Raw genomic sequence first — 20,567 nt, 5'->3', positions numbered from 1 at the left:
CGAAGGGTTCAGGCCGGCGCGCGTTGCCAGTGCCGGCATGCTGCCGAGAAGCAGCGCCCGGGCGCCCGGCAGCGAGGCTACGACAGCGCCTGGCAGCAAGAGGCTGCAGCCTTCCTCGTCTCTCACCCGACATGCACTTGCGGCAAGCCGGCGGTTCTCGTGAGGCATCGGGTCAGCATCCGCAAGCGTCCGGATCTCCGCATGGACAAGAGCAACTGGCTGCCCGGTTGCCGGTCCTGCAATGCCAAGGACCTGCACCACGAGAGGACGGGGGGTGGTCGTGAATTTTCGGAGGCAAGGGGTGGGACCGCTGGGGTCAGCAACGCGGGAAATTCTCGATTTGGCCCTTCTTTTGAAAAGGGCACCCGATGAAAGGGCGCAAAGCTGATCTTCGATCCATCGATGGCGGCATGAAAGGCGTTCCCCGAATGCCCGCTTCCGTTCCCGCAGACATGCGCCCTGAGTGGAATTCCGTGGCTTCTGACATGGTCAAGCGCGAGATCCTCACAGAATCCATGGTGGGCGTCCTGGCGACGTACATGATTGCCCTCTGGACCGTGCGGCAAGCGCAGCAGGCGATTGCCGAGCATGGCCTACTGACCGCAACTGCCCACGGAAACCTGAAGCCCAATCCGGCCTCAGGGATCCTCTCCAAGGCACTCGAGCAGGTTTCGCGACTATCCGCCGAGCTGGGGCTCACCCCAGCCGCCCGCTCAAAGCAGGGCTTCAACCGACGAGGAGACCCGAATGATGATGGCGCGCCGCCCGGACTGGATCTTTGACGGAAGTGAAATCGAGGACACGTTCGGCGATGGCGAACGTGCTGTCGACTTCATACGACGCCTCAAGCATCCAAAGTCTCCACACCTGAACAAGGAGTTTGATCTGCCATTCTTCTGGGAGCGAATTATTCGCCGCATCTATGGCCCCCGCCACCCCGACGGCAGGCGAAAGGTTCGAACGGTGTTCTGCCTGCTTCCTCGCGGGGCGCGCAAGACCACGATGGGCGCGGCCCTGTCGTTGCTCCATACGTTCGGCCACGAGCGCACGCCAGCCGGACAGGCGATGGTAGGCGCGAGCGCGGAAGAGCAGGCCAAGATTGCCTTCGACGAGGCGCTAGCCATTGCCGAGGCCACGCCATGGCTAGACAAGGTCGCGCGGCCGACAGCCTCGGAGCTGCTCATAGAGCATCCGAAATCGAAAGCGACATTCCGCGCGCTGTCGTCGGACGGCAAGGCTAAGCTCGGTACGACGCCGTCTTTCGTACTGGCTGATGAACTGATCGTCTGGCGCAACAGAGAGCTATGGAAGGCGTTGAGAACGGGTCTCGCGAAGACTCCCGGCACGCTGATGGTCATCATCACGCAAGCCGGGCGCGGTCAGGACAATCTGGCCTTTGAGGTCTTGGAGTATGCGCGCAAGGTCGCCGACGGCGAAGTCAAAGATCCCGGTTTCCTCCCGGTTCTTTTCGAGGCGGACCAGCATGCGGATTGGCGCGACGAGGACCTCTGGCATTTCGTCAATCCCGGCCTCTCTGAGGGGTTCCCTGATCTGGAAGGTCTCCGCCAGTTCGCGCGGGAGGCCGAAGAGCGGCCTTCGGAGCGCGATGACTTCCGTCAGTACCATCTGAATGTTTGGCTCGACTATAGCGCTTCGCCGTTCGTGGAGATGGCGGTCTATGACGAAGGCGCCGACCACGTAAATCTCGACGATCTTCGGGGTGAGCCTTGCTGGATTGCCGTGGACATGGGCTTGACCACCGACTTGACTGCCGTCGTCGCCTGCTGGCGAGACGGCGACGACGGATTCCAGGTCTATGCTTGGTTCTTCGTGCCAGCGGACAATCTCCGCGGCCGGGCCGAACGCGACGGAGTTCCCTATCCGCTTTGGGCGCAGCAGGGCTTCATCATCCCGACCCCCGGGAACGTGACCGACTATCGTGTCGTCACTGACCACATCCGAGGGCTATGCGACCAGTTCGATGTTCAGGAGATCGCCTTCGACCCGGCCTATGCTCAGGCGGTAATGGGCCCACTCACCGATGACGGGTTCCCTACCGCGACGATGCGGCAGGGCTGGGTGACTATGGGGCCTGCAATCAAGGAGCTCGAGCGCGCTATCCTTGGGCGCTCGTTTCGTCATGGAGGAAACCCAGTACTTCGGTGGAATTTCAGCAATGTTGTCGTCGAGAATGACAAAGCTGGGAACAAATCTTTCCACAAGGGGAAATCGAAAGATCGCATCGACGGCGCCGTCGCAACGGCGATGGCCGTTGCGCGGTGCGCTGCGGCCGATGTCGGCCGATCTGCATATGCAAGTGATGACTTCAGCGAAGAAATGGGGTGGTTCTGATGCTCCAGATCGTATGCACTGAAGGAGGCATAAGTGGCGAAAAAATCCCGTTTCCTGGGGCACTGCTAAAGCAGGCCGGGCGGATATCGGTGGCCAACACAAGGCTGAAGGCGGAAGGGACCCCTCTGAAGGCGCTTACCCGTAAGATGGGGGACGAATTATTCAGGCGGCATGTGAAAGAGGCCTCGATCATTCTTGGCGCTGGTACGTTCAGCAAGTTTGAGCATGAAGGCGCTTGCAGGTCAGGGCTTCGCTCAGCCCTGTGCTCTGATGGTTGGGGTTGGTCAGACGCGGATATCATTGCGGCGGGGATTACTGCTGCGGCCCTAAAGGCCATCGGAGCAGTTCGGCCGACCTGGCAGGAGGGCCAACCAGAATATGCGCTAGACGGAATAAAGGTTGTCGAGCGGGTGTTCTGCAAGGGATGCGGCGTCAAGATCCCCGAGCAAGATTCTGAAAGACCCAGGGACTATTGCGAACCCAGATGTGTGCAGGCCCATCATGGCCGGATGGCTGCAATATTCGGGCGGCAGCGCACCAGAATGGAGCTCATTGCGGCCTGGGTAGCGAAGCGGGAGAATTTTTCACCGAGCGAAAGCACCTGCGAGCGATGCGGGAAAATGTTCCCGGTGAAAAACAGCTACCGCGAGCGGAAATACTGCTCCAGCGAATACCGCAGTGCCGTCATGAAAAACCCTCGGAAGCCTATTGCTCCCATCCCATGCCCGCAGTGCCAGGTTTCGTTCTTGCCAAAGACGAAGGCGGTGAAGTTTTGCAGCCGAACTTGCGTAGCTCAGTCCTACGTTGCGGCGGCGCGGCGCGCCCCTAAGGAATGCCGGCACTGCAGCAAGACCTTCCAACCGTCAGTTAAGGACGAGAGCTTTTGCTCGAGAGATTGTCGCTTCCGGGCGAACCGCAAATCAATGGTCGACAAGCCATGCCTCAGCTGCGGGGCGATCTTCACTGCGAGATCGGAAGCGTACAAATTCTGCTCCAAGCCCTGCTACCACGACCATAAGGCTTCGCAGAAGGCGGTCATCTCCTGCCCGACGTGCAAGACACAATTCAGACGCGGCGTCAAAAGTGGTCGAAAGACGTACTGCTCTGATCGATGCAGACCTATTGGGAAGATCTCCGCTTCGAACCTGCGGTGTTCTGAGGTGCGGAGCTAATGGGCAACAGCGCGCTCCAGCGTAAAGAGAAGATTTCCATCAGGGCGAAGCCCTGCAGGGGAAACCGCGCGTCGATCACCTATCCGAACATCAGAAAAGCCCGACGTGAGCCTGAAAGGAGGCCATGATGGAAATACGTGAAATTATGCAGCAGGAGGCGAATTCTGTGGCAAACATGGTGATTGAAAGCGGCGTTCTAGCTGCTGATGGCACCGCCGCAATAAATGTCCGCCAGAGCATCGAACAAACGCTTCAGGCCCACTGTTTCAAGCTCTGGGTCGCTCTTCTCGAGATCGGCATAGCGGGCGAAGATGCCGCTCGTCTCTGCGGGTTCTTCTGGTTCGTATTTGACCAGACGATTGCAGCGTGGATTGAGCGCTGCTCTTCCATCGGCCCAATGAACTGAGGAGGCAGCCATGGTCACAGAAGTCCGATCCCTGCGCGTCGATGCGCAGCTCAACGACCAGTACACCGCAGCCGCGAAGAAGTCGAGATGCGCCGGCGCCAGCAGGCGTTAGACGCTCAGCTTGCCGGCGTGAGTGCCCGCACGCCTGCCGAGCGCGCCTCGGCGGCTCGCGCGGCTGAAGCCGCCCAGTACAACGAGCAGGAGAGCCCCGCGGCCCGGCGTTTCCGTATTGAGCAGGCGGGCGTAATCGCGCTTGCCCAGGCTGAGCACCAGCTCACGGAAACTCGGCGGGAGCGGGCACGGGGCCTCGAGGCGGATCTTGAGCGTCAGCAGTTTGAGATGACGCTCATTGGCAAGACGAGCACTGAGGTCGAAAGTCTTCGCAAGCAGTACGAACTGATTGCGAACCTGAAGGCCGACGCTGCCAAGTCTGGCCTTGCGGTGGACGAGCAGGAAATCGACCTGATCAAGCGGAAGACGGAAGAGTATGGCCGGCTCGCCGAACAGATGGGGCTTGCTAAAATGCAGTTCGATCTGGGGCGCCAGCTCTCGGACTCGGGCCTCTCGAATATCGACAAGCGAACAGTGCAGACCCTGCGGCAATACGGCCAGCCCGAAGACCTTGGCAGCCAGCAGGCATCGGACATCCGCAACATCTACCGGCAGATGGACGCACAGGAAGCCGCCAAAGGCTTCCTGACGTCGTTTCAAGCGGAGCTCGTCGCTAGCGGCGGTGATGTCGGTGACGCTTTCTCGAAGGCGCTCAAGAGCTCGATGGGCAACCTCCTCGCCAAAATGCTCGACGAGTCTCTCACAAATCTCGGGAATGCCCTCGTCGGGGCTCTGTTCAAAGGGGCCGGAGGTTCTGGCAAAGGTGGGGGTTCTGTCGGATCGGCTGGCATGGACGCTGTCTCCCGGCAATTCAATGGCGCTGCACCTGTCACCCCCGTCGAGCGCGCGCCGCTCGGGGACATGACTGTCTATGCCAAGGCGATCCAGTCGATTGAAAGCGGCGGGAACTACGGTGCTCTTGGCCCGATCACAAAGAATGGTGATCGCGCCTACGGGGCCTTCCAGGTCATGGGCAACAACATCGGCCCGTGGTCAAAAGAGGCGCTTGGCCGGTCTATCTCGGCGAAGGAGTTCCTTGCGAACCCTGCGCTGCAGGACAAGATCTTCCAGCACCGTTTCGGCGGGTACGTCGACAAGTTTGGGCCGTCAGGAGCGGCACAAGCATGGTTCGGCGGTCCAGGTTCCGTCGGGAAGGGCGGCGCTTGGACGGATGTCCTCGGCACGTCCGGGAACGCCTACGTCGAGAAGTTTAACGACTCCCTGAAGTCTGCCTCGACGAACCTTGCGGGGTTCGGGAGCGGGTTAGGCAAAATCGGGCAGTCCCTTGGCGGTGCATTCCCGGCAGCTCCGCCTGCCGGCGGAGGTGGGGGCGGCTTGTTGTCTTGGCTTGGCGGGCTTTTCGGAGGCGGGGCAAACCCGTTCTCGGTGTCTCCTCAGGCAAAGAGCCTGTTCTCCATCGCGGGAACCGGGGTCGGGCTTTTCGCAGATGGCACGCCGTCGGCTCCCGGCGGCTTGGCAGTTGTCGGCGAGCGGGGCAGGGAGTTGGTCAATCTCCCTCGAGGCGCTCAGGTCATCCCGAGCCATCAAACCGAAAGCCTGCTTGCGCGCGGAGCTGCAGGCCAGGCCAACCAGAATGCAAGGCCGACCATGTTGCAGGTCGTCATCCAGGGTGCGTCCGGCGATGACCACGTCCGGTCGCTGGTAAACGAGGGGGTGCAGACCGCTCTGCATACCCACAACGAACAGCAAAGGCGTGGTGGCTTCAGCCAGGTGCAGACCCGCTTCAGCAGCCAGAAAGGCTGATCCACGATGGCTATTATCCTGACACAAGCACAAGCCTTCGAGTTGCGTAACTGGTCTTGGTATACCGGCGATCGGTCCCGCATCATCGAGCCAAGGCTGATGACTGACGGCAGGTATGCCGTTCCGGAGAGCCTTCTCAACGAGCCTACCCTTGCGCCTAAGCGGTCTGTCCTCATCGCTGGAACGATTGCCGATCTCTCCAGCAGCGATTTCGTGGCCGACACGCGCGCTGGTATCATCGTCGATGGAAAGACGATGTTTCTACAGATCGACCGGGTACCCTGGGCGTTCACTGTGGTCGCGCCGAATGTCCACCGCTTTGAGTTGAGGCAAGGCGACCAAGGGGGCGTTGAAGCCAGCCCACATAGGTTGCATCGATGCGAGATAGTTGCCATGGACGTCCCCGCAAAGGGGACGGAGCTGTGGCAGGCCTACTCGGTCATGCTCGAGCCCGGGAACCCGTTCTCGGTCAACGGACAGTGCTATATCAACCAGTGGCACGGGTACGATAGCGAGGTGGGATATGGTCGAGCCCCGCCATTGTCATTCGACTACGGGAACAACCAGTTCCGAATCTGGAGCAGGTCGGATGCAAGTATCGACCCAGTGACACTCTGGGGCACTGATGTTCTTCAATACAGCGCTGCAAGCCCAGCACGGGACGTTTACACGAACTTCGTGATCAACGTGAAGTTCGCCTCGTCAGGCTTCCTGCGCGTGTGGATGAACGGCACGCAGATCGTCAACTACACCGGGCCAATCGGCTATTACAACGACACGAACGGCACTTATCCGCAGTGGGGCATTTACGCCCGGCAAGCTCCCGACACGCCTGTCGCCCGCATCGCCAATATGGAGTGGGGCACAACCGACCGCTCCGCGCGCATCAGTGCCCCTCTCTCGATACCGAACTGAAGACAGCCGCCACGCCCTGAGGCGTGGCGGCTGTCTGGGCGGACAGCTTAAGGCGGCGCGTACAGCGAAGAACATGCAGAGAACAACTTGCTACGCTTTTTGCAACTAAACAGCCTAGCACGTTCTGCGATAGTTCCGCATGAAGAAGGACACATACCCAGCAGAAGCATTGAAAACTAGGGTTTATTAGGTACGGATTGGCATAAGTGGAACCGGGCGAGAGCGAATTTCAAGACCGGTTCCTTAAACCACTCGGACACTCTTCCCTGAGGGGCTTATTGCCCGACTGATCCGAAATTGCAAGCCACGATCAGACACGCCAGACGGCCGCTCCGCCGGTCATGCCGGCGCCGGCGGCGGTCATCAGGAGGAGGTCTCCCGGCGCGATGCGCCCTGCGGCGTGGGCCAGCGAAAGGGTTAGCGGAATGGTGGCGGCCGAGGAATTGCCGTAGTCGGATACGGAGCGTTCCGTGCGGTCCCGGGCCACGCCGAGATGATCGGCCACTGTATCGAAGATGCGCGTATTGGCCTGGTGCGGTATGAAGCGCGTAATCTCGGAGGCACCCACTTCTGCGGCGGCAAGCGCGCGCCGACCGGTATCCTCCATCATCCGAACGGCCTTCTCGTAGACAGCGCGCCCATCGCGCATGGTCATCAGCACTTCGGATGCTTCAAGGGTCGGCACGAACGGGCGGGAAGAGCCACCCGCCGGTATGGAGATGAGATCGTAGAGCTCGCCGTCGGCGTGCAGATCTGTTCCGAGCAGCCCTGTTCCCGTCTCACCGTCCGGTGACAGGACGACGGCTCCCGCTGCATCGGCGAAGAGCACGGCGCTTGCGCGCTCCTGCGGGTTGATCCGGCGGGAAAGGATGTTGGCAGCGATCACCATCACCGCCTTTCCCTGTGTCCGCACAAGACCATCGGCCAGCGCCAGCGCGTACACGAAGCCGGCACAGGCCCCAGCCAGGTCAATTCCGCCGGCACGCGGCAGGCCGATCTTGCGGGCCACAAGCGGTGCGCTCGGCGGAAGCAGGTGGTCTGGTGTGGAGGTAGCCAGCAGCACCAGAGAGACGTCCGCTGGCTTCAGGCCGCTTGAAACGAGTGCACGACGGCCGGCTTCCGCTGCCAGGCTGCTCAGCGTCTCCCCGTCCCTCGCCCATCGTCGAGTGCGGATGCCGGTACGGCGTTCGATCCAGCCCGGTTCGAGGCCGAGGCTTGCCTCGATCTCCGCATTCGGAACCACCCGCTCGGGTGCGGCATGGCCGAATCCTGCAAGACGGCTGGTGTGGAGCGCGTTCAACGGGCAAATTCCTTCAGCACATGGGTGACCCCTTCCTCGATTCCGTCATAGAAGCGGTCGAGCTCCGCCTCCGTCACGCAATAAGGCGTCATCAGGTAGAGGACGTTGCCCAGAGGACGCACCAGCAGATGCCGGCTGCGGAAGAAGGCGCGCAGCTTCGGCCCGCATTCGGCGAGATAGCCACCACCGGGAAAGACGAGATCCATGGCCGCAATGGTGCCGATGCGGCGTATGTTGGCAAAGCGTTCGTCCGCCCGGAATCGCTCCAGCCTTTCGTCATGTGCCCGTCCCAGGGCATCGATACGCTGCTGAACGGGTTCGTTCCGCCAGACCTCCATGTTGGCGAGGCCGGCAGCGCAGGCAATGGGGTTTGCGGTGAACGAGCTTGAGTGGAAGAAGGTCTTCCGCCGGTCTGTGGAAAGATGGGAAGCGAAGATCTCCTCCGTCGCCATGGTTACGGCGAGCGGGATCGCCCCGCCCGTCAGCCCCTTGGATGTGCAAAGGATATCGGGTGCCACGCCCGCCTGCTCGCAGGCTAATCGCGTGCCGGTCCGCCCCCAGCCGGTCATGACCTCGTCGAAGATCACGAGCACGCCATGGGCGCGGGCGATGCGGTGCAGTTCCCTCAGCACCTCCGCGCGATAGAAGCGCATGCCGCCTGCCCCGAGCACCAGCGGCTCGACCAGAAGTGCCGCCATGCCTCCCTCGCGGCAGAGCTTTTCGAAGCTGTCGAGCGTTTCCTGTTCCTGCTCGGGCGAAGGCCCGGGAAACGGCAGCCTCTCCACCGAAAAGAGAAGCGGGTCATAGGGGGCATTGAACACGCCGCGCTCTCCGGCAGACATGGTGCCGATCGTGTCGCCGTGATAGCCATCCTCGAGTACCGCAATGCGCCGGCGATCGATGCCCTGGTTGTGGAAATGGCCGAGCGCCATCTTCAGCGCGACCTCCACACAGGTGGATCCACTGTCGGAATAGAAGACGCGGGTCAGCCCCTGCGGCGCGACCCCGACGAGTGCGCGGGCAAGCGCTTCGGCCGGCTCGTGGGTGAACTCGGCGAAAATGACCTGGTCGAGGCTTTCGGATGCCTTGCGGATCGCCTCCATGATCGGTGGATAGCGATGGCCGTGGGTAATCACCCACCAGGAGGAAATGCCGTCGAGAATGGCGTTGCCGTCCGCATCGAAGATGGTCGCGCCCTCGGTCCGCACGGCCTTGCGCATTTCGGGTTCCAGCGCGTGCTGGGTAAAGGGATGCCAGACAGGCGAGGAATGGACGCTCACTTCAACGCCTCCTGAAAATCCGCAAGGTGGAAGTTCGCGGCAAAGGCTGCCGCAAGCGAAGGCTGGTCGAGCGTATCGAGCCTCGGCAGGCGGCCGAGGATCTTCACCTTGCCCATCACGCCGATGATGCGCTGGGTCTCTTCCATCTCATCGCCGACGAAAGCAACACCCAGCACCGGAACGCCCCGCGCACGGAGTGCCTCGAGCGATAGCAGCGTGTGGTTGATGGTGCCCAGCATGGTGCGGGCGCAAAGCACAACGGGGTTCTTCCAGCGGGCGAAGACGTCGATATAGGTGACGGTTTCGTTGAGCGGCACCATGAGCCCGCCCGCCCCCTCGATGACCAGCGGGCCTTCGCCTTCGGGCGCGACAAGCCTGTCGATGTCGATCTCGACGCCATCCAGGCGCGCGGCGTAATGGGGAGATGCGGGCGTGTTCAGGCGATAGAGTTCCGGCAGCACGCGGCCCGCCGGCAGTCCGCCCAGACGCGCCACCAGTTGGCTGTCGGTCTCCTCTTCCAGCCCCGATTGCACGGGCTTCCAGTAACGGGCTTTCAGCGCCCCCGAGAGGGCGGCAGAAAAGACGGTCTTTCCAATACCCGTATCGGTACCAGTCACGACGATCGGTCTGCTCATCACATTACTCCAGGCATTTCGGTTTGCATGATCTCGGAAAGGCACTCCACCATTTCGGCGATATCCTCCGGTGTCACGTTCAGCGTCAGCGAAAGGCGAAGACGGGCTGTTCCTTCGGGAACGGTGGGAGGACGGATAGCCCGGATGTCGAAACCGGCGGCGCGCATGGCTTCCGCAATACGCACAGCCCGGGCGTTGTCGCCGATCGGAACGGGGACGATCTGCGACGGGCCGGGGTCGATGCCCAGCCTTTGGCGCAGCATGTCACCGGCAAGCGACACAAGGCCAAGCAGGGCCTCGCGCCGTTGCGGCTCGTCCTCCACGATTTTCAGCGACTGGCGTACCGTCGCCGCCATCAGCGGTGAGGGCGAGGTGGAATAGATGAAAGGCCGCCCCCGATTGACAAGGAAATCGCACAATGCGGGGGCGGCACCGATGAGTGCGCCGGAGGCACCCAGCGCCTTGCCGCAGGTGTGCAGCGACACGACGTTTTCCCGGCCTTCCAGCCAGTGCCCTGCGCCGCGCCCGCCGGCGCCATGGACGCCGGTCGCATGGGCCTCGTCAATCACAAGGAAGGCGTCATGGCGATCGGCGAGACTGGCAAGGTCGGCCAGAGGCGCAAAATCGCCATCCATCGAATAGAGGCTTTCGACCGCAATCCAGGCCTGGCCCCTTCCCCCCTCGTTTCGCCACGCGCGGAGCAGATCCTCAAGTGCAGTCACGTCGTTATGCGGGAAGCTGACGGCAGTCGCCTTGCTCTGGCCGATCCCGTCCAGTGCGCTGGCATGCACCAGCTCGTCATGAAAGATGCGGTCCTCGCGCTGCGGCAGCGTGGAGAACAGCGCCAGATTGGCGGTAAAGCCGTTGCCGAAGAAGAGGCAGCGACCGACGCCGAAGAAGGCGGCAGCCTCGGCCTCAAGCGCCTCGTGTTCCGGATGGTTGCCACGCAGCAGCCGGGAGCCCCCCGACCCTACGGGAACGCCACGCGCAAGAGCGTTCGCCACGGCATCCTTCAGGGCATCGGAGTTGGCAAGACCGAGAAAGTCGTTGGAGGTGAAATCCCTGCCCGCTTCCGGCAGGAGCGCCCGGCGCCGGCCCTTGCGTTCAAGGCCGGCGAGCGTTCGCCGATACCGGGCAAGCCGGTCGCTCATGCCGCATCGGGCTCCATCGGCTCCGGCTTCAGGCCGAGTCGGCGGAAGAGAGCCTCATCGTGGCTTTCGCCCGGATTGTCGGCGGTGAGCAGCACGTCGCCGGTGAAAATGGAGTTGGCGCCCGCCAGGAAGCACATGGCCTGCAGTTCATCGGTCATTTCGGTGCGGCCGGCCGAGAGGCGCACATGGCTGGTGGGCATCAGGATGCGGGCAAGCGCGATCACGCGCACGAACTCGATCGGATCGACCGGATCGGCATTTTCAAGCCGCGTGCCCGGGATCGGGATCAGCATGTTGATCGGAACGCTTTCCGGCGGCTCAGGCAGGTTTGCGAGCGTGACCAGCATGTCGATGCGGTCCTCGGTGGTCTCGCCCATGCCGAGAATGCCGCCGGAGCAGACCTTCATGCCGGCGTTGCGGACGTTATCCAGCGTTTCCAGGCGATCGGCGAAGGTGCGGCTGGTGATGATCTCGCTGTAATAGCGCTCGGACGTATCCACGTTGTGGTTGTAGTAGTCGAGACCGGCATCCTTCAGCCGCAGCGCCTGTTCGGGCGTCAGCATGCCCAGCGTCATGCAGGTTTCCATGCCCATCGCCTTCACGCCGGATACCATGGCGATCACCATGTCCATGTCGCGTTCCTTGGGGCTGCGCCAGGCGGCACCCATGCAATAGCGGGTCGAACCCTGTTCCTTGGCCTTGCGGGCTTCGGCGAGCACGCGCTCCACTTCCATCAGCTTGGAGGCCTTCAGGCCGGTCGGAGCATGGGCGGACTGGCTGCAATAGCCGCAATCCTCCGGACACCCGCCGGTCTTGATCGACAGCAGGCGGCTCATCTGGATCGCATTGGCATCGAAATGCCGGCGATGAACGGTCTGCGCCTCGAACATCAGATCATTGAAGGGCTGGTTGTAGATGCGCCGTGCCTCCTCGGCGGTCACGCGGCCGGTGGATGTGCCGGATACGGAGGAGGAGGTGTTTTCGGCGGAGATCTTGTCGAGCATCGCGTGTCGCAGTCCTTCTACTGGATGATCGGAAGCGCTTTCTCTCAACCCTTGCCCGCTTTCGTAGATAGTTTCAAGAATTATCTATAATTTCTCCCCGGGCTTCATACCAAGGGCGGAGAGCAAGAGCCGCTGCAAAATTCGCATGGACAAAGGGCAAAGGAAAGGCCGGAAAGCGCCGTTGCCCGCCTCGAAATGCGAGAAGATCTGATATATCACTTCCATGGCGCAGCCGGATCCGGATTGGCGCAGTCTGATATATCAGATAGGATTATATTCATGAGCGTATCCGCCGATTCCCTCAGCCACCAGGCCTATCTCGCGCTGGAAACCCTGATCGTCACGCTCAGGCTGAAGCCGGGGTCGCTGGTGACGGAACGGCAGCTCATCGATCTGGCCGGACAGGGACGCACGCCGGTGCGCGAGGCGATCCAGAAACTCGCCTGGCAGGGATTGATCGTGGTGAGGCCCCGGGTGGGGCTTCAGATCGCGGAGATCGAACCGGACGACTATGCCGAGATCATGCAGGTGCGGGCGAAGCTGGAGCCCCTCGCCGCTGCCCTCGTCGCCGAGCACGCGACAGCGGACCAGCGCGCGCGCCTTCTCGCCTGTGCGCAAACCATGACCGCCTGCGCCGTCTCGGGCGACATGGCGGCCTTCCTTGCCGCCGACAAGATGTTCGACGAGATCATGGAAGACGCCTGCCCCAACCGCTTCCTGACCGCAGCGCTGGCGCCCCTGCAAACCCACGCCCGGCGCCTCTGGTTTTCCGTTGCCTCGCATGAACGAATGGATCGCTCCATCTCCCTCCACGTCGCCGTCATTCGCGCCATCCAGCAGGGCGACGTCCCCGGCGCGTCGCGGGCCATGACGGGCCTGATGGATTACCTGCTCAAGCGCTGACGCATATTGAGGGCCGCCTAAACAAGCGTTGACTAAATATACGGTCCTGCTAACCTTCCCTTCAGGATGCGGGCAAAATCCCGTGTCCCGGGGCTTAGAAAACCCCTTGCAGGAAGCGGCGGCGCTTGATCGGCGCCTCCCGAAACCATTAGCTTTCCAGCCCAGCGGCCGGGAGGCCCCGGTCATGTCCAGAACTTCGGTTTAAAAACCGGGGCGGCCGTTCTTGCACGGTTTTTCTACTCCCCGGTCACCGGTGGCTATTCATGGCCGCCGGTGGCTCCACCTTGCCGGGAGTAAGCCACCATGGATCTTGCTGTCTTCTACACATCATCACCCGACTGGATCAAAGCGCTGATGCTGATCCTGCCGCATGCGACCCTTCTGGGCATTGCCTGGCTGGTTATCAGACGCCCCGCTCCCGCTCCTTTTCCTGTGGCTGCCCCTGCCCCTGCCCCAGCGCCGCGCAGCATGTCCGGTCCCGTGGTCGAGGTTCTCGCCGCTCCCCCAAGGGTCGGCACCAACCTTCAGGAACTGGAGGTACAGGAGAGAGACCGGCTGACGCGCGAAAACTGAAACGTCCCGGAAACGGAAAACGCCGCTCCCCGGCTGGAGAACGGCGTCAGTTGTTCGGTCTGGCGTAAAGGATCAGCCGACGAAAGCGCGTTCGATGACGAATTCGGCAGGCTTGTTGTTGGCGCCTTCGGTCAGGCCAGCCTTTTCCAGAAGCTCCTTGGTGTCCTTCAGCATGGCCGAAGAACCGCAGATCATGCCGCGGTCGACGGCGGGGTCGAGGGCGGGGACGCCGAGGTCGGAGAAGAGCTTGCCATTGGCGATGAGGTCCGTGATGCGGCCCTGGAAGGGATAGTCCTCACGGGTCACCGTCGCGTAGTGCTTCAGCTTGTCGCCGACGATTTCGGAAAGCAGCTCGTTGGAGCGGATTTCCTCGATCAGGTCGAAGCCGTATTTCAGCTCGGCCACCTCGCGGCAGGTGTGGGTGAGGATGACTTCCTCGAACTTTTCGTAGGTTTCCGGATCGCGGATCAGGCTTGCGAAGGGCGCGATGCCGGTGCCGGTGGAAAACATGTAGAGCCGCTTGCCGGGTGTCAGCGCATCGAGCACCAGCGTGCCGGTCGGCTTCTTGCGCATCAGGACGGTATCGCCCGGCTGGATCTTCTGGAGATGCTGGGTCAGCGGACCGTCCGGAACCTTGATCGAGAAGAACTCGAGCTCTTCGTCCCAGGCGGGGCTTGCGATGGAATAGGCGCGATAGATCGGCTTACCCTCGACCATGAGGCCGATCATGGCAAACTCGCCCGAGCGGAAGCGGAAGCCTTCGGGGCGGGTCATGCGGAATCGGAACAGGCGATCCGTATAGTGCGTGACGCTCAGCACCTTCTCGGCATAGACGCCGGCAGGGATGGATTCAGCGAAATCTTCGGTCTTTGCGGGAGCGTTCATCAGCGGTCGAGTCCTGTGGTCTTCCGGTTCTCAGCCTTTTCGGGCACGGCTAGGCTGATATTACATGTTGCGCTGCAAATAAAGGTAAAGCGTTCCCCGGTGTCGCACCGATGGAGAATATTCCGGCCCCTGGCCGACGGCATCCGTTATGGCCGATGCCGGGAAGCGCTACATTGACATTGATCAAAAGGCCATGCGGCACGTCATCGCGCCGCATGGAGGGGCATGCGATCCTTCAGGCGGCAGGCTTTGCCTTGCGCCGCCAGCTGTAGGAACCGGGATTGGCGCTTTCGCGCGCAGCCGGCTGGTAGTGCACGTCGATGCCCGGCAGGCGGCCCTCGGCGAGGCGCTTCAGTGCCGTGGCATTCTTCACCGCAAAGCTGGTGATGCCGCACCGAAGCATGAGTGGCAGCGGGTCGATCAGCACGTCGCCGACAGCGCGGATATCGCCCTTGTAATGCAGACGGTCGCGCAGGAGCGAGGCATGGCTGAAGGCGCGGCCGTCGTTGAAGGCCGGGAATTCCACCGCCACCAGCGCGATGCGGTCGAGATAGGGCTGCAGCTTGCGCACATCGTCCGCCGGCTTGACGAGAACGGCAAGGCCGCTCTCGTTGCTGGCTTCGGCATGGGCGAGGAAATCGGCGAGCGGACGGATGGGCTGCTCGCCCTCGCCCGCCTTGCGGTCTTCCGTTTCGATGACAAAGGGATCGTTCTCGACGAAACCCGTTTCGGTCCAGAGCCTGGTCATGATCGATCCTTATTCGGCAGCTTCGGCCGTTGCGCCGTAAAGCGCATCCTTGAAGGGCTGCGGCCCCACGCGGCGATAGGCGTCGAGGAAGGTCTCTTCCTTCGACAGCCTGAGGCCGAGATAGGTGTCCACGATGGTTTCCACCGCATCGGTCACCTTTTCGGGCTCGAAGCCGCGGCCGATGATCTCGCCGATGGAGGTGTTTTCATCGCCGGAGCCGCCAAGCGTGATCTGGTAGAGCTCCGCGCCCTTCTTCTCCACGCCCAGAAGACCGATATGGCCGACATGGTGATGGCCGCAGGCATTGATGCAGCCGGAGATCTTGATCTTCAGCTCGCCGATTTCTTCCTGCCGCTCGGGCGCGCCGAAGCGGGAGGAGATTTCCTGTGCCACCGGGATGGAGCGCGCATTGGCGAGCGCGCAGTAATCGAGGCCCGGGCAGGCGATGATATCGGTGATGAGGTTGGAGTTGGCCGTTGCAAGCCCGGCTGCCACCAGTGCGCGATAGACCGGCTCCAGATCGGCCAGCGCCACATGCGGCAGAACGATGTTCTGCTCGTGGCTGATGCGGATCTCGTCCTGCGCATATTCGGCGGCGATATCGGCCACCGCTTCCATCTGCGCGTCAGTCGCATCGCCCGGAATACCGCCGATCGGCTTCAGCGAGATCGTGACCATGCCGTAATCGGGATGCTTGTGCGGCTTGACGTTGTTGTTCACCCAGCGGGCGAACTCTTCGTCGCGCTTCTTCCACTCGGCCAGGCTTGCCCAGCCTTCGGCGCGGGCCGGCAGCTCCGGCGGCGCGAAATAGGCGGCAATCGCCTTCACGTCGGCTTCCGGCAGCTTCAGCTCCGTGTTCTTCAGCTCGGCGAATTCCGCCTCCACCTGACGGGTCAGCTCCTCGGTGCCGGTCTCGTGCACGAGGATCTTGATGCGCGCCTTGTACTTGTTGTCGCGGCGGCCATGCAGGTTGTACACGCGCATGATGGCGGTGATGTAGGAAAGCAGGTCTTCTTCCGGCAGGAAGTCCTTGATCTTCTTCGCGATCATCGGCGTACGGCCCTGCCCGCCGCCGACATAGACGGCAAAGCCAAGCTCGCCCGCCTCGTTCTTCTTCAGATGCAGGCCGATATCGTGCACCTGGATGGCCGCGCGGTCGCGCTCGGCACCGGTGACGGCGATCTTGAACTTGCGCGGCAGGAACGAGAATTCCGGATGCACCGAAGACCACTGGCGGAGGATTTCCGCATAGGGACGCGGATCGGCCACCTCGTCCTGTGCCGCCCCGGCGAAATGGTCCGCCGTCACGTTGCGAATGCAGTTGCCCGAGGTCTGGAGCGCATGCATCTCGACGGTTGCGAGTTCGGCGAGGATATCGGGCGTATCCGAGAGCTTCGGCCAGTTGTACTGGATGTTCTGGCGGGTGGTGAAATGACCGTAGCCGCGGTCATACTTCCGGGCGATATGGGCCAGCATCCGCATCTGCTTCGAATTCAGCGTGCCGTAGGGAATGGCGACGCGCAGCATGTAGGCGTGCAGCTGGAGATAGACGCCGTTCATCAGGCGCAGCGGGCGGAAGGCATCCTCGGCCAGCTCGCCCGAAAGGCGGCGCTCCACCTGGTCGCGGAACTGGGCAACGCGCGCGTTGACAAAGGCGTGGTCGAATTCGTCGTAACGGTACATCTTATCTCTCAGGCGGCAATGAAATCGGGATCGGCGGCCTTGTAGCCGTCGGCATATACCATGGTCGGGCCTTCGGCGCGAATGCGTTCGCGAAGACGCAGAGGCCGGATCTTGCCGTTGACCTCGGCGACATCGATGACATTCACATCGAGCACGAGATTGGCGGCGAAATCGCGCTTGCCGATTTCTTCCAGCGACTGCACGGCCTCCGCATGGCGCGCCACCAGCGCATCCTGCAGGTTTTCCGTCCAGTTGCCTGCGGCATCCAGCCATACGGCGATGCCGTCACCCAGTCGATTACCCGTCAAAACCTTGTCAGCCATGGCTTCCGTTCCTTACCAGTTCGCGGGTCTCGACCGATTGGCCGACCAGCGATTGAGACTGTTCGAAGTTCGCACCCGCCACGGCATCGCCGATGATGACCATGACGGGACCCGTCAGTTCGTCGCGATGTTCGAGATCGGGCAGATCCTTCAGCGTTCCGTGCAGCAGCCGGCGATTGCGGCGGCTGGCGTTCTCGATGACGGCGACCGTCGTGTCGGGCGAAAGGCCGGCCTGCATCAGCCGCTCCGCAACGGAGGCGGCAACGGTCCGGCCCATGTAAACCGCCACCGTAGCGCCCGAGACGGCAAGGCTTGCCCAGTCCGGCAGCACGTCACCGGCAAGGTCATGGCCGGTCGTGAAGATCAGCGAGGAGGCAACGCCCCGGAGCGTCAGCGGCAGTTCGAAATCGGCAGCAGCGGCAAAGGCGGAGGTAATGCCCGGCACGATCTCATAGGAAATGCCCGCATCGCGCAGCGCCTGCATTTCTTCCATGGCCCGGCCATAGACCAGCGGATCGCCGGATTTCAGCCGCACGACGCGCTTGCCCGCGCGGCCGAGCTCGACCAGCAGTTCGCTGATCTCTTCCTGCTTCTTGGAATGGCAGCCCTTGCGCTTGCCGACCGAGATGCGCTCGGCATCCCGACGGCCCATGTCGACGATTTCCTGCGGAACCAGTGCATCGAAGACGATCACGTCCGCTTCCATCATCACGCGCTGTGCACGAAGCGTCAGCAGGTCTTCCGCTCCGGGACCGGCGCCGACGAGCCAGACATGGCCTTCCGGGCGGTCGATGGAGCGCAGGAGCCGCGTGGCCTTGCGGCGCGCATCCGACAGATCGCCCTGAAGCACGGCATCGGCCACCTCGCCCGAGAAGAAGCGGCGCCAGAAGATGCGGCGCGCAGAGCCCTTCGGCAACAGATGGTCCACTGCACGGCGGTAGGGCATGGCGAGCTGGGCAAGGCGCCCGAGAGAAGGAGCGAGCAGCTGGTCCACCTGCGCCCGGATCATCTGGGCGAGAACAGGCCCCGCTCCTTCCGTCCCGATGGCAACGGCAACGGGAGCCCGGTTGACCAGCGCAGGCGTGATGAAATCGCAGAACTCCGGCTGATCGACCGCATTGGCCGGTATTTTCTCCGCCCGCGCGGCGGCCACGATCTGCTGGTCGAGATGCTCGTCGCCCGTGGCGGCAAAGACGAGCGTCATGCCTCGAACCTGGCTTACCTCGAAATCAGCAGCCACATGGGCGATGCCCTCGGCCTTCAGGAAGGCGGCATAGGCGGGCTCCGGGTCGGCCCCGTATGCGATGATCACGGCCTGCGTGTTGCGCAGCAGGCGCGCCTTGGCATAGGCTTCGTCACCGTTGCCGAACACAGCCACCGTCTTTCCGGCAACGCGGAAAAACGCTGGGAAAACGGTGAGCTGGTCTGCCGTCTCGCGCATCGGGGAATCCTGTTTCATGAGGCCCTGAATATCGCCTCTAGAGCCAGTTTATTGAAGAAACAGAAATCCGCCCGCTCCTCAGGCGCGGTATTTCTTTGCTCGGGGCGCGACATTTTGGAGCAAATATCTCCGGCAGGGGCGTTTGCCTGCTTTCTGCGGGATTCGGGGATACCGGAACGCCGACATTGACTCGCCGTCGGTTTTCCTCTGTGGTGCTGCAAAAATCATACCCTTACAGGAAGCCCATCCGTGTCTGAAACCGCCCTTGCCGCCCGCCTGCTTGACGTCATCGAACGGGACATCATTCCCCTCACCCGCAAAGGGGTCGCCGCCGGCAACAAGGTGTTCGGCGCGGCAATCCTCCGGAAGTCCGATCTTTCGCTTGTCATCGCCGAAACCAACAACGAGCTCGAAAACCCGCTCTGGCACGGCGAAGTGCATACGCTGAAGCGTTTCTATGATATGGGCGAGCGGCCCGACACGAAGGATCTCATTTTCCTGTCCACCCACGAGCCCTGCACCATGTGCATGTCGGCGATCACCTGGGCCGGCTTCGACAATTTCTATTATTTCTTCTCCTACGAAGACAGCCGCGACGCCTTCGCCATTCCGCACGACCTGAAGATCCTCAAGGAGGTTTTCGGGCTGGAGCCCGGCGGCTACAGGAAGTCGAATGCCTTCTGGCGCTCCGGCTCCCTGCGGGAGATGGTCGCCGCCTCACCGGAGGCCGAAAAGGCAAGGATGCAGGCGCAGTGGGGCCGGATCAACGAGGAATATGCCCGCCTCTCCGAAACCTACCAGGTTTCGAAATCCGGCAACTCCATTCCCCTGAACTGATCGGATCGACAGCATGGAACCGTCCGGCGACATCAGGCGCCTGCTCGAAATCATGGCAGCCTTGCGTAACCGCGAAACCGGCTGCCCCTGGGACATCGAGCAGACCTTCGAGACCATCAAGCCCTACACGATCGAAGAAGCCTACGAGGTGGCCGACGCCATCGAACGGGGCGACATGGACGATCTGTGCGAGGAACTCGGCGACCTGCTGCTGCAGGTGGTCTTCCACGCACGCATGGCCGAGGAAGCGGGCGAATTTAACTTCGAGGACGTGGTGTGTGCCGTGACATCCAAGATGATCCGCCGCCATCCGCACGTCTTCGCCCGATCGGATGCGGATACGCCGGAGGCGGTGAAGCTCCAGTGGGATGCGATCAAGAAGGCGGAAAAGGCGGAGCGCGCAGAACGCCGGGCCCGGCGCGGCATTACTGAGGATTTCAAGGCCGGCCATCTCGGCACTGTCCAGCGCAGCTTTCCGGCGCTCATGGAGGCTCTGAAGCTGCAGGAGCAGGCGGCAAAAGTCGGCTTCGACTGGTCGGACGCAGAACCGATCCTCGACAAGATCGAGGAAGAGATCGGCGAATTGCGACAGGCGCTGAAGGAGGGCTGCAAGGACAAGGTCGCGGACGAACTCGGCGATCTCATATTCGCCACCGTCAATATCGGCCGACACGTGAAGGCCGATCCGGAAATGGCGCTTCGCGGTACGAACACCAAGTTCCGCCGGCGCTTCGCCCATATCGAGCAGAAGCTTACCGAGGCCGGCGAAACGCTCGAAGCCGCGAGTCTCGACCGGATGGAAGAGCTCTGGCAGGACGCGAAGAAAGGCGAGCGGGAGTAACGGGATACCCCCTGGAAACCTGCCTGAACCTCGCAGAAACGAGCGGGTTGCTTCCGTATCTCGTTCGAGATGGGATAAAGCCTTTCTTTATCGTCTCATCATGTCATGCTTGTTTTTGACCAGCCGCCCGGAAACGATGCGCAGGATGTCTACCCTGTCATCCTTGATCTCATAGATGACGAGGAGTGTTTTCTCGAAGAGCCGTCTACGAAGATCCCGTTCGTTCAGGCGTATCGGAAGACC

19 protein-coding genes are annotated in these 20,567 nt (G+C 62.1%); 9 read left to right on the top strand and 10 right to left on the bottom strand.

All coding sequences use genetic code 11. From position 1 onward, the window contains the following. Positions 1 to 368 precede the first annotated feature (368 nt). The 5 genes from GGR23_RS09530 (at position 369) to GGR23_RS09510 (ending at position 6,720) form a co-directional block, all read left to right on the top strand. A complete protein-coding gene (locus GGR23_RS09530; RefSeq protein ID WP_183365992.1) occupies positions 369 to 782 on the top strand; it encodes a phage terminase small subunit P27 family in 414 nt (137 codons plus the stop codon). Continuing rightward, positions 748 to 2,352 carry a terminase large subunit gene (locus tag GGR23_RS09525; protein ID WP_183365989.1) on the top strand — a complete coding sequence of 535 codons (1,605 nt, stop codon included), beginning with the start codon at positions 748 to 750 and terminating at the stop codon, positions 2,350 to 2,352. The genes GGR23_RS09530 and GGR23_RS09525 overlap by 35 nt, the downstream gene beginning before the upstream one ends. A gap of 1,299 nt (positions 2,353 to 3,651) precedes the next feature. Next, positions 3,652 to 3,930 carry a hypothetical protein gene (locus tag GGR23_RS09520; RefSeq protein ID WP_183365985.1) on the top strand — a complete coding sequence of 93 codons (279 nt, stop codon included), beginning with the start codon at positions 3,652 to 3,654 and terminating at the stop codon, positions 3,928 to 3,930. Positions 3,931 to 4,017: 87 nt separating this feature from the next. Beyond that, on the top strand, positions 4,018 to 5,805 hold the full coding sequence (locus tag GGR23_RS09515) for a hypothetical protein (protein WP_183365982.1): 1,788 nt from the start codon (positions 4,018 to 4,020) through the stop codon (positions 5,803 to 5,805). Between the two features lie 6 nt (positions 5,806 to 5,811). Beyond that, on the top strand, positions 5,812 to 6,720 hold the full coding sequence (locus GGR23_RS09510) for a heparin lyase I family protein (RefSeq protein WP_183365980.1): 909 nt from the start codon (positions 5,812 to 5,814) through the stop codon (positions 6,718 to 6,720). A gap of 310 nt (positions 6,721 to 7,030) precedes the next feature. Here the strand turns inward: GGR23_RS09510 and GGR23_RS09505 are convergent, their stop codons facing one another. Genes GGR23_RS09505 through bioB form a run of 5 tightly spaced genes read right to left on the bottom strand, consistent with a single transcriptional unit; the run spans position 7,031 to position 12,090 of the window. Further along, positions 7,031 to 8,020, bottom strand: coding sequence for a beta-ketoacyl-ACP synthase III (locus tag GGR23_RS09505; RefSeq protein WP_183365978.1), 990 nt, complete (start codon positions 8,018 to 8,020; stop codon positions 7,031 to 7,033). Then, on the bottom strand, positions 8,017 to 9,300 hold the full coding sequence (locus GGR23_RS09500; protein ID WP_183365976.1) for an adenosylmethionine--8-amino-7-oxononanoate transaminase: 1,284 nt from the start codon (positions 9,298 to 9,300) through the stop codon (positions 8,017 to 8,019). Before GGR23_RS09500 ends, GGR23_RS09505 begins: the two co-directional genes overlap by 4 nt. Then, the gene (bioD, locus tag GGR23_RS09495) at positions 9,297 to 9,935 is read right to left on the bottom strand and encodes a dethiobiotin synthase (RefSeq protein ID WP_183365974.1); all 639 of its coding nucleotides are present in this window, start codon (positions 9,933 to 9,935) and stop codon (positions 9,297 to 9,299) included. Before bioD ends, GGR23_RS09500 begins: the two co-directional genes overlap by 4 nt. After that, a complete protein-coding gene (locus GGR23_RS09490) occupies positions 9,935 to 11,086 on the bottom strand; it encodes an 8-amino-7-oxononanoate synthase (RefSeq protein WP_183365972.1) in 1,152 nt (383 codons plus the stop codon). Before GGR23_RS09490 ends, bioD begins: the two co-directional genes overlap by 1 nt. Beyond that, the gene (bioB, locus tag GGR23_RS09485) at positions 11,083 to 12,090 is read right to left on the bottom strand and encodes a biotin synthase BioB (protein ID WP_183365970.1); all 1,008 of its coding nucleotides are present in this window, start codon (positions 12,088 to 12,090) and stop codon (positions 11,083 to 11,085) included. The genes GGR23_RS09490 and bioB overlap by 4 nt, the downstream gene beginning before the upstream one ends. 279 nt (positions 12,091 to 12,369) lie before the next feature. On the opposite strand from bioB, the gene GGR23_RS09480 reads away from it, so the two are divergent. After that, a complete protein-coding gene (locus tag GGR23_RS09480) occupies positions 12,370 to 12,993 on the top strand; it encodes a GntR family transcriptional regulator (protein WP_183365968.1) in 624 nt (207 codons plus the stop codon). Positions 12,994 to 13,296: 303 nt separating this feature from the next. Further along, on the top strand, positions 13,297 to 13,566 hold the full coding sequence (locus GGR23_RS09475; protein ID WP_183365967.1) for a hypothetical protein: 270 nt from the start codon (positions 13,297 to 13,299) through the stop codon (positions 13,564 to 13,566). A 72-nt stretch (positions 13,567 to 13,638) separates the two neighbouring features. On the opposite strand, the gene GGR23_RS09470 is transcribed toward GGR23_RS09475, so the two are convergent. The 5 genes from GGR23_RS09470 to cysG form a co-directional block, all read right to left on the bottom strand. Further along, a complete protein-coding gene (locus GGR23_RS09470) occupies positions 13,639 to 14,451 on the bottom strand; it encodes a ferredoxin--NADP reductase (protein WP_183365966.1) in 813 nt (270 codons plus the stop codon). A gap of 235 nt (positions 14,452 to 14,686) precedes the next feature. Further along, the gene (locus tag GGR23_RS09465; protein WP_183365965.1) at positions 14,687 to 15,199 is read right to left on the bottom strand and encodes a DUF934 domain-containing protein; all 513 of its coding nucleotides are present in this window, start codon (positions 15,197 to 15,199) and stop codon (positions 14,687 to 14,689) included. 9 nt (positions 15,200 to 15,208) lie between these two features. Then, entirely contained in the window at positions 15,209 to 16,882 is a 1,674-nt protein-coding gene (locus GGR23_RS09460; protein WP_183365964.1) for a nitrite/sulfite reductase, read from the bottom strand. 8 nt (positions 16,883 to 16,890) lie between these two features. Beyond that, positions 16,891 to 17,205: a DUF2849 domain-containing protein gene (locus GGR23_RS09455; RefSeq protein ID WP_183365963.1), complete on the bottom strand. Its 315-nt coding sequence runs from the start codon at positions 17,203 to 17,205 to the stop codon at positions 16,891 to 16,893. Then, complete coding sequence (gene cysG, locus GGR23_RS09450) at positions 17,198 to 18,646, bottom strand: siroheme synthase CysG (protein WP_246365181.1); 1,449 nt, start codon at positions 18,644 to 18,646, stop codon at positions 17,198 to 17,200. Before cysG ends, GGR23_RS09455 begins: the two co-directional genes overlap by 8 nt. 249 nt (positions 18,647 to 18,895) lie before the next feature. Between cysG and GGR23_RS09445 the strand changes: the two genes are divergently transcribed. Both GGR23_RS09445 and mazG read left to right on the top strand, forming a co-directional pair. Then, positions 18,896 to 19,483, top strand: a complete 588-nt coding sequence (locus GGR23_RS09445) for a deaminase (RefSeq protein ID WP_183365961.1) — start codon at positions 18,896 to 18,898, stop codon at positions 19,481 to 19,483. 13 nt (positions 19,484 to 19,496) lie between these two features. Further along, positions 19,497 to 20,324, top strand: a complete 828-nt coding sequence (gene mazG, locus GGR23_RS09440; protein WP_183365960.1) for a nucleoside triphosphate pyrophosphohydrolase — start codon at positions 19,497 to 19,499, stop codon at positions 20,322 to 20,324. The last annotated feature ends 243 nt before the right edge of the window (positions 20,325 to 20,567 follow it).

It is taken from the genome of Gellertiella hungarica, assembly GCF_014197145.1.
GTDB classification, from domain to species: domain Bacteria; phylum Pseudomonadota; class Alphaproteobacteria; order Rhizobiales; family Rhizobiaceae; genus Gellertiella; species Gellertiella hungarica.
Note: the sequence above shows the minus strand (reverse complement) of the source record. Positions and strands in the feature narration are given on the sequence as shown.

What these genes read in the sequence shown, in the direction of transcription:
- GGR23_RS09530 (WP_183365992.1), top strand. Translation starts at nt 369, where the DNA reads ATGAAAGGGCGCAAAGCTGATCTTCGATCCATCGATGGCGGCATGAAA.
- GGR23_RS09525 (WP_183365989.1), top strand. Translation starts at nt 748, where the DNA reads ATGATGATGGCGCGCCGCCCGGACTGGATCTTTGACGGAAGTGAAATC.
- GGR23_RS09520 (WP_183365985.1), top strand. Translation starts at nt 3,652, where the DNA reads ATGGAAATACGTGAAATTATGCAGCAGGAGGCGAATTCTGTGGCAAAC.
- GGR23_RS09515 (WP_183365982.1), top strand. Translation starts at nt 4,018, where the DNA reads ATGCGCCGGCGCCAGCAGGCGTTAGACGCTCAGCTTGCCGGCGTGAGT.
- GGR23_RS09510 (WP_183365980.1), top strand. Translation starts at nt 5,812, where the DNA reads ATGGCTATTATCCTGACACAAGCACAAGCCTTCGAGTTGCGTAACTGG.
- bioD (WP_183365974.1), bottom strand. Translation starts at nt 9,935, where the DNA reads ATGAGCAGACCGATCGTCGTGACTGGTACCGATACGGGTATTGGAAAG.
- GGR23_RS09490 (WP_183365972.1), bottom strand. Translation starts at nt 11,086, where the DNA reads ATGAGCGACCGGCTTGCCCGGTATCGGCGAACGCTCGCCGGCCTTGAA.
- bioB (WP_183365970.1), bottom strand. Translation starts at nt 12,090, where the DNA reads ATGCTCGACAAGATCTCCGCCGAAAACACCTCCTCCTCCGTATCCGGC.
- GGR23_RS09480 (WP_183365968.1), top strand. Translation starts at nt 12,370, where the DNA reads ATGAGCGTATCCGCCGATTCCCTCAGCCACCAGGCCTATCTCGCGCTG.
- GGR23_RS09475 (WP_183365967.1), top strand. Translation starts at nt 13,297, where the DNA reads ATGGATCTTGCTGTCTTCTACACATCATCACCCGACTGGATCAAAGCG.
- GGR23_RS09470 (WP_183365966.1), bottom strand. Translation starts at nt 14,451, where the DNA reads ATGAACGCTCCCGCAAAGACCGAAGATTTCGCTGAATCCATCCCTGCC.
- GGR23_RS09465 (WP_183365965.1), bottom strand. Translation starts at nt 15,199, where the DNA reads ATGACCAGGCTCTGGACCGAAACGGGTTTCGTCGAGAACGATCCCTTT.
- GGR23_RS09460 (WP_183365964.1), bottom strand. Translation starts at nt 16,882, where the DNA reads ATGTACCGTTACGACGAATTCGACCACGCCTTTGTCAACGCGCGCGTT.
- GGR23_RS09455 (WP_183365963.1), bottom strand. Translation starts at nt 17,205, where the DNA reads ATGGCTGACAAGGTTTTGACGGGTAATCGACTGGGTGACGGCATCGCC.
- cysG (WP_246365181.1), bottom strand. Translation starts at nt 18,646, where the DNA reads ATGCGCGAGACGGCAGACCAGCTCACCGTTTTCCCAGCGTTTTTCCGC.
- mazG (WP_183365960.1), top strand. Translation starts at nt 19,497, where the DNA reads ATGGAACCGTCCGGCGACATCAGGCGCCTGCTCGAAATCATGGCAGCC.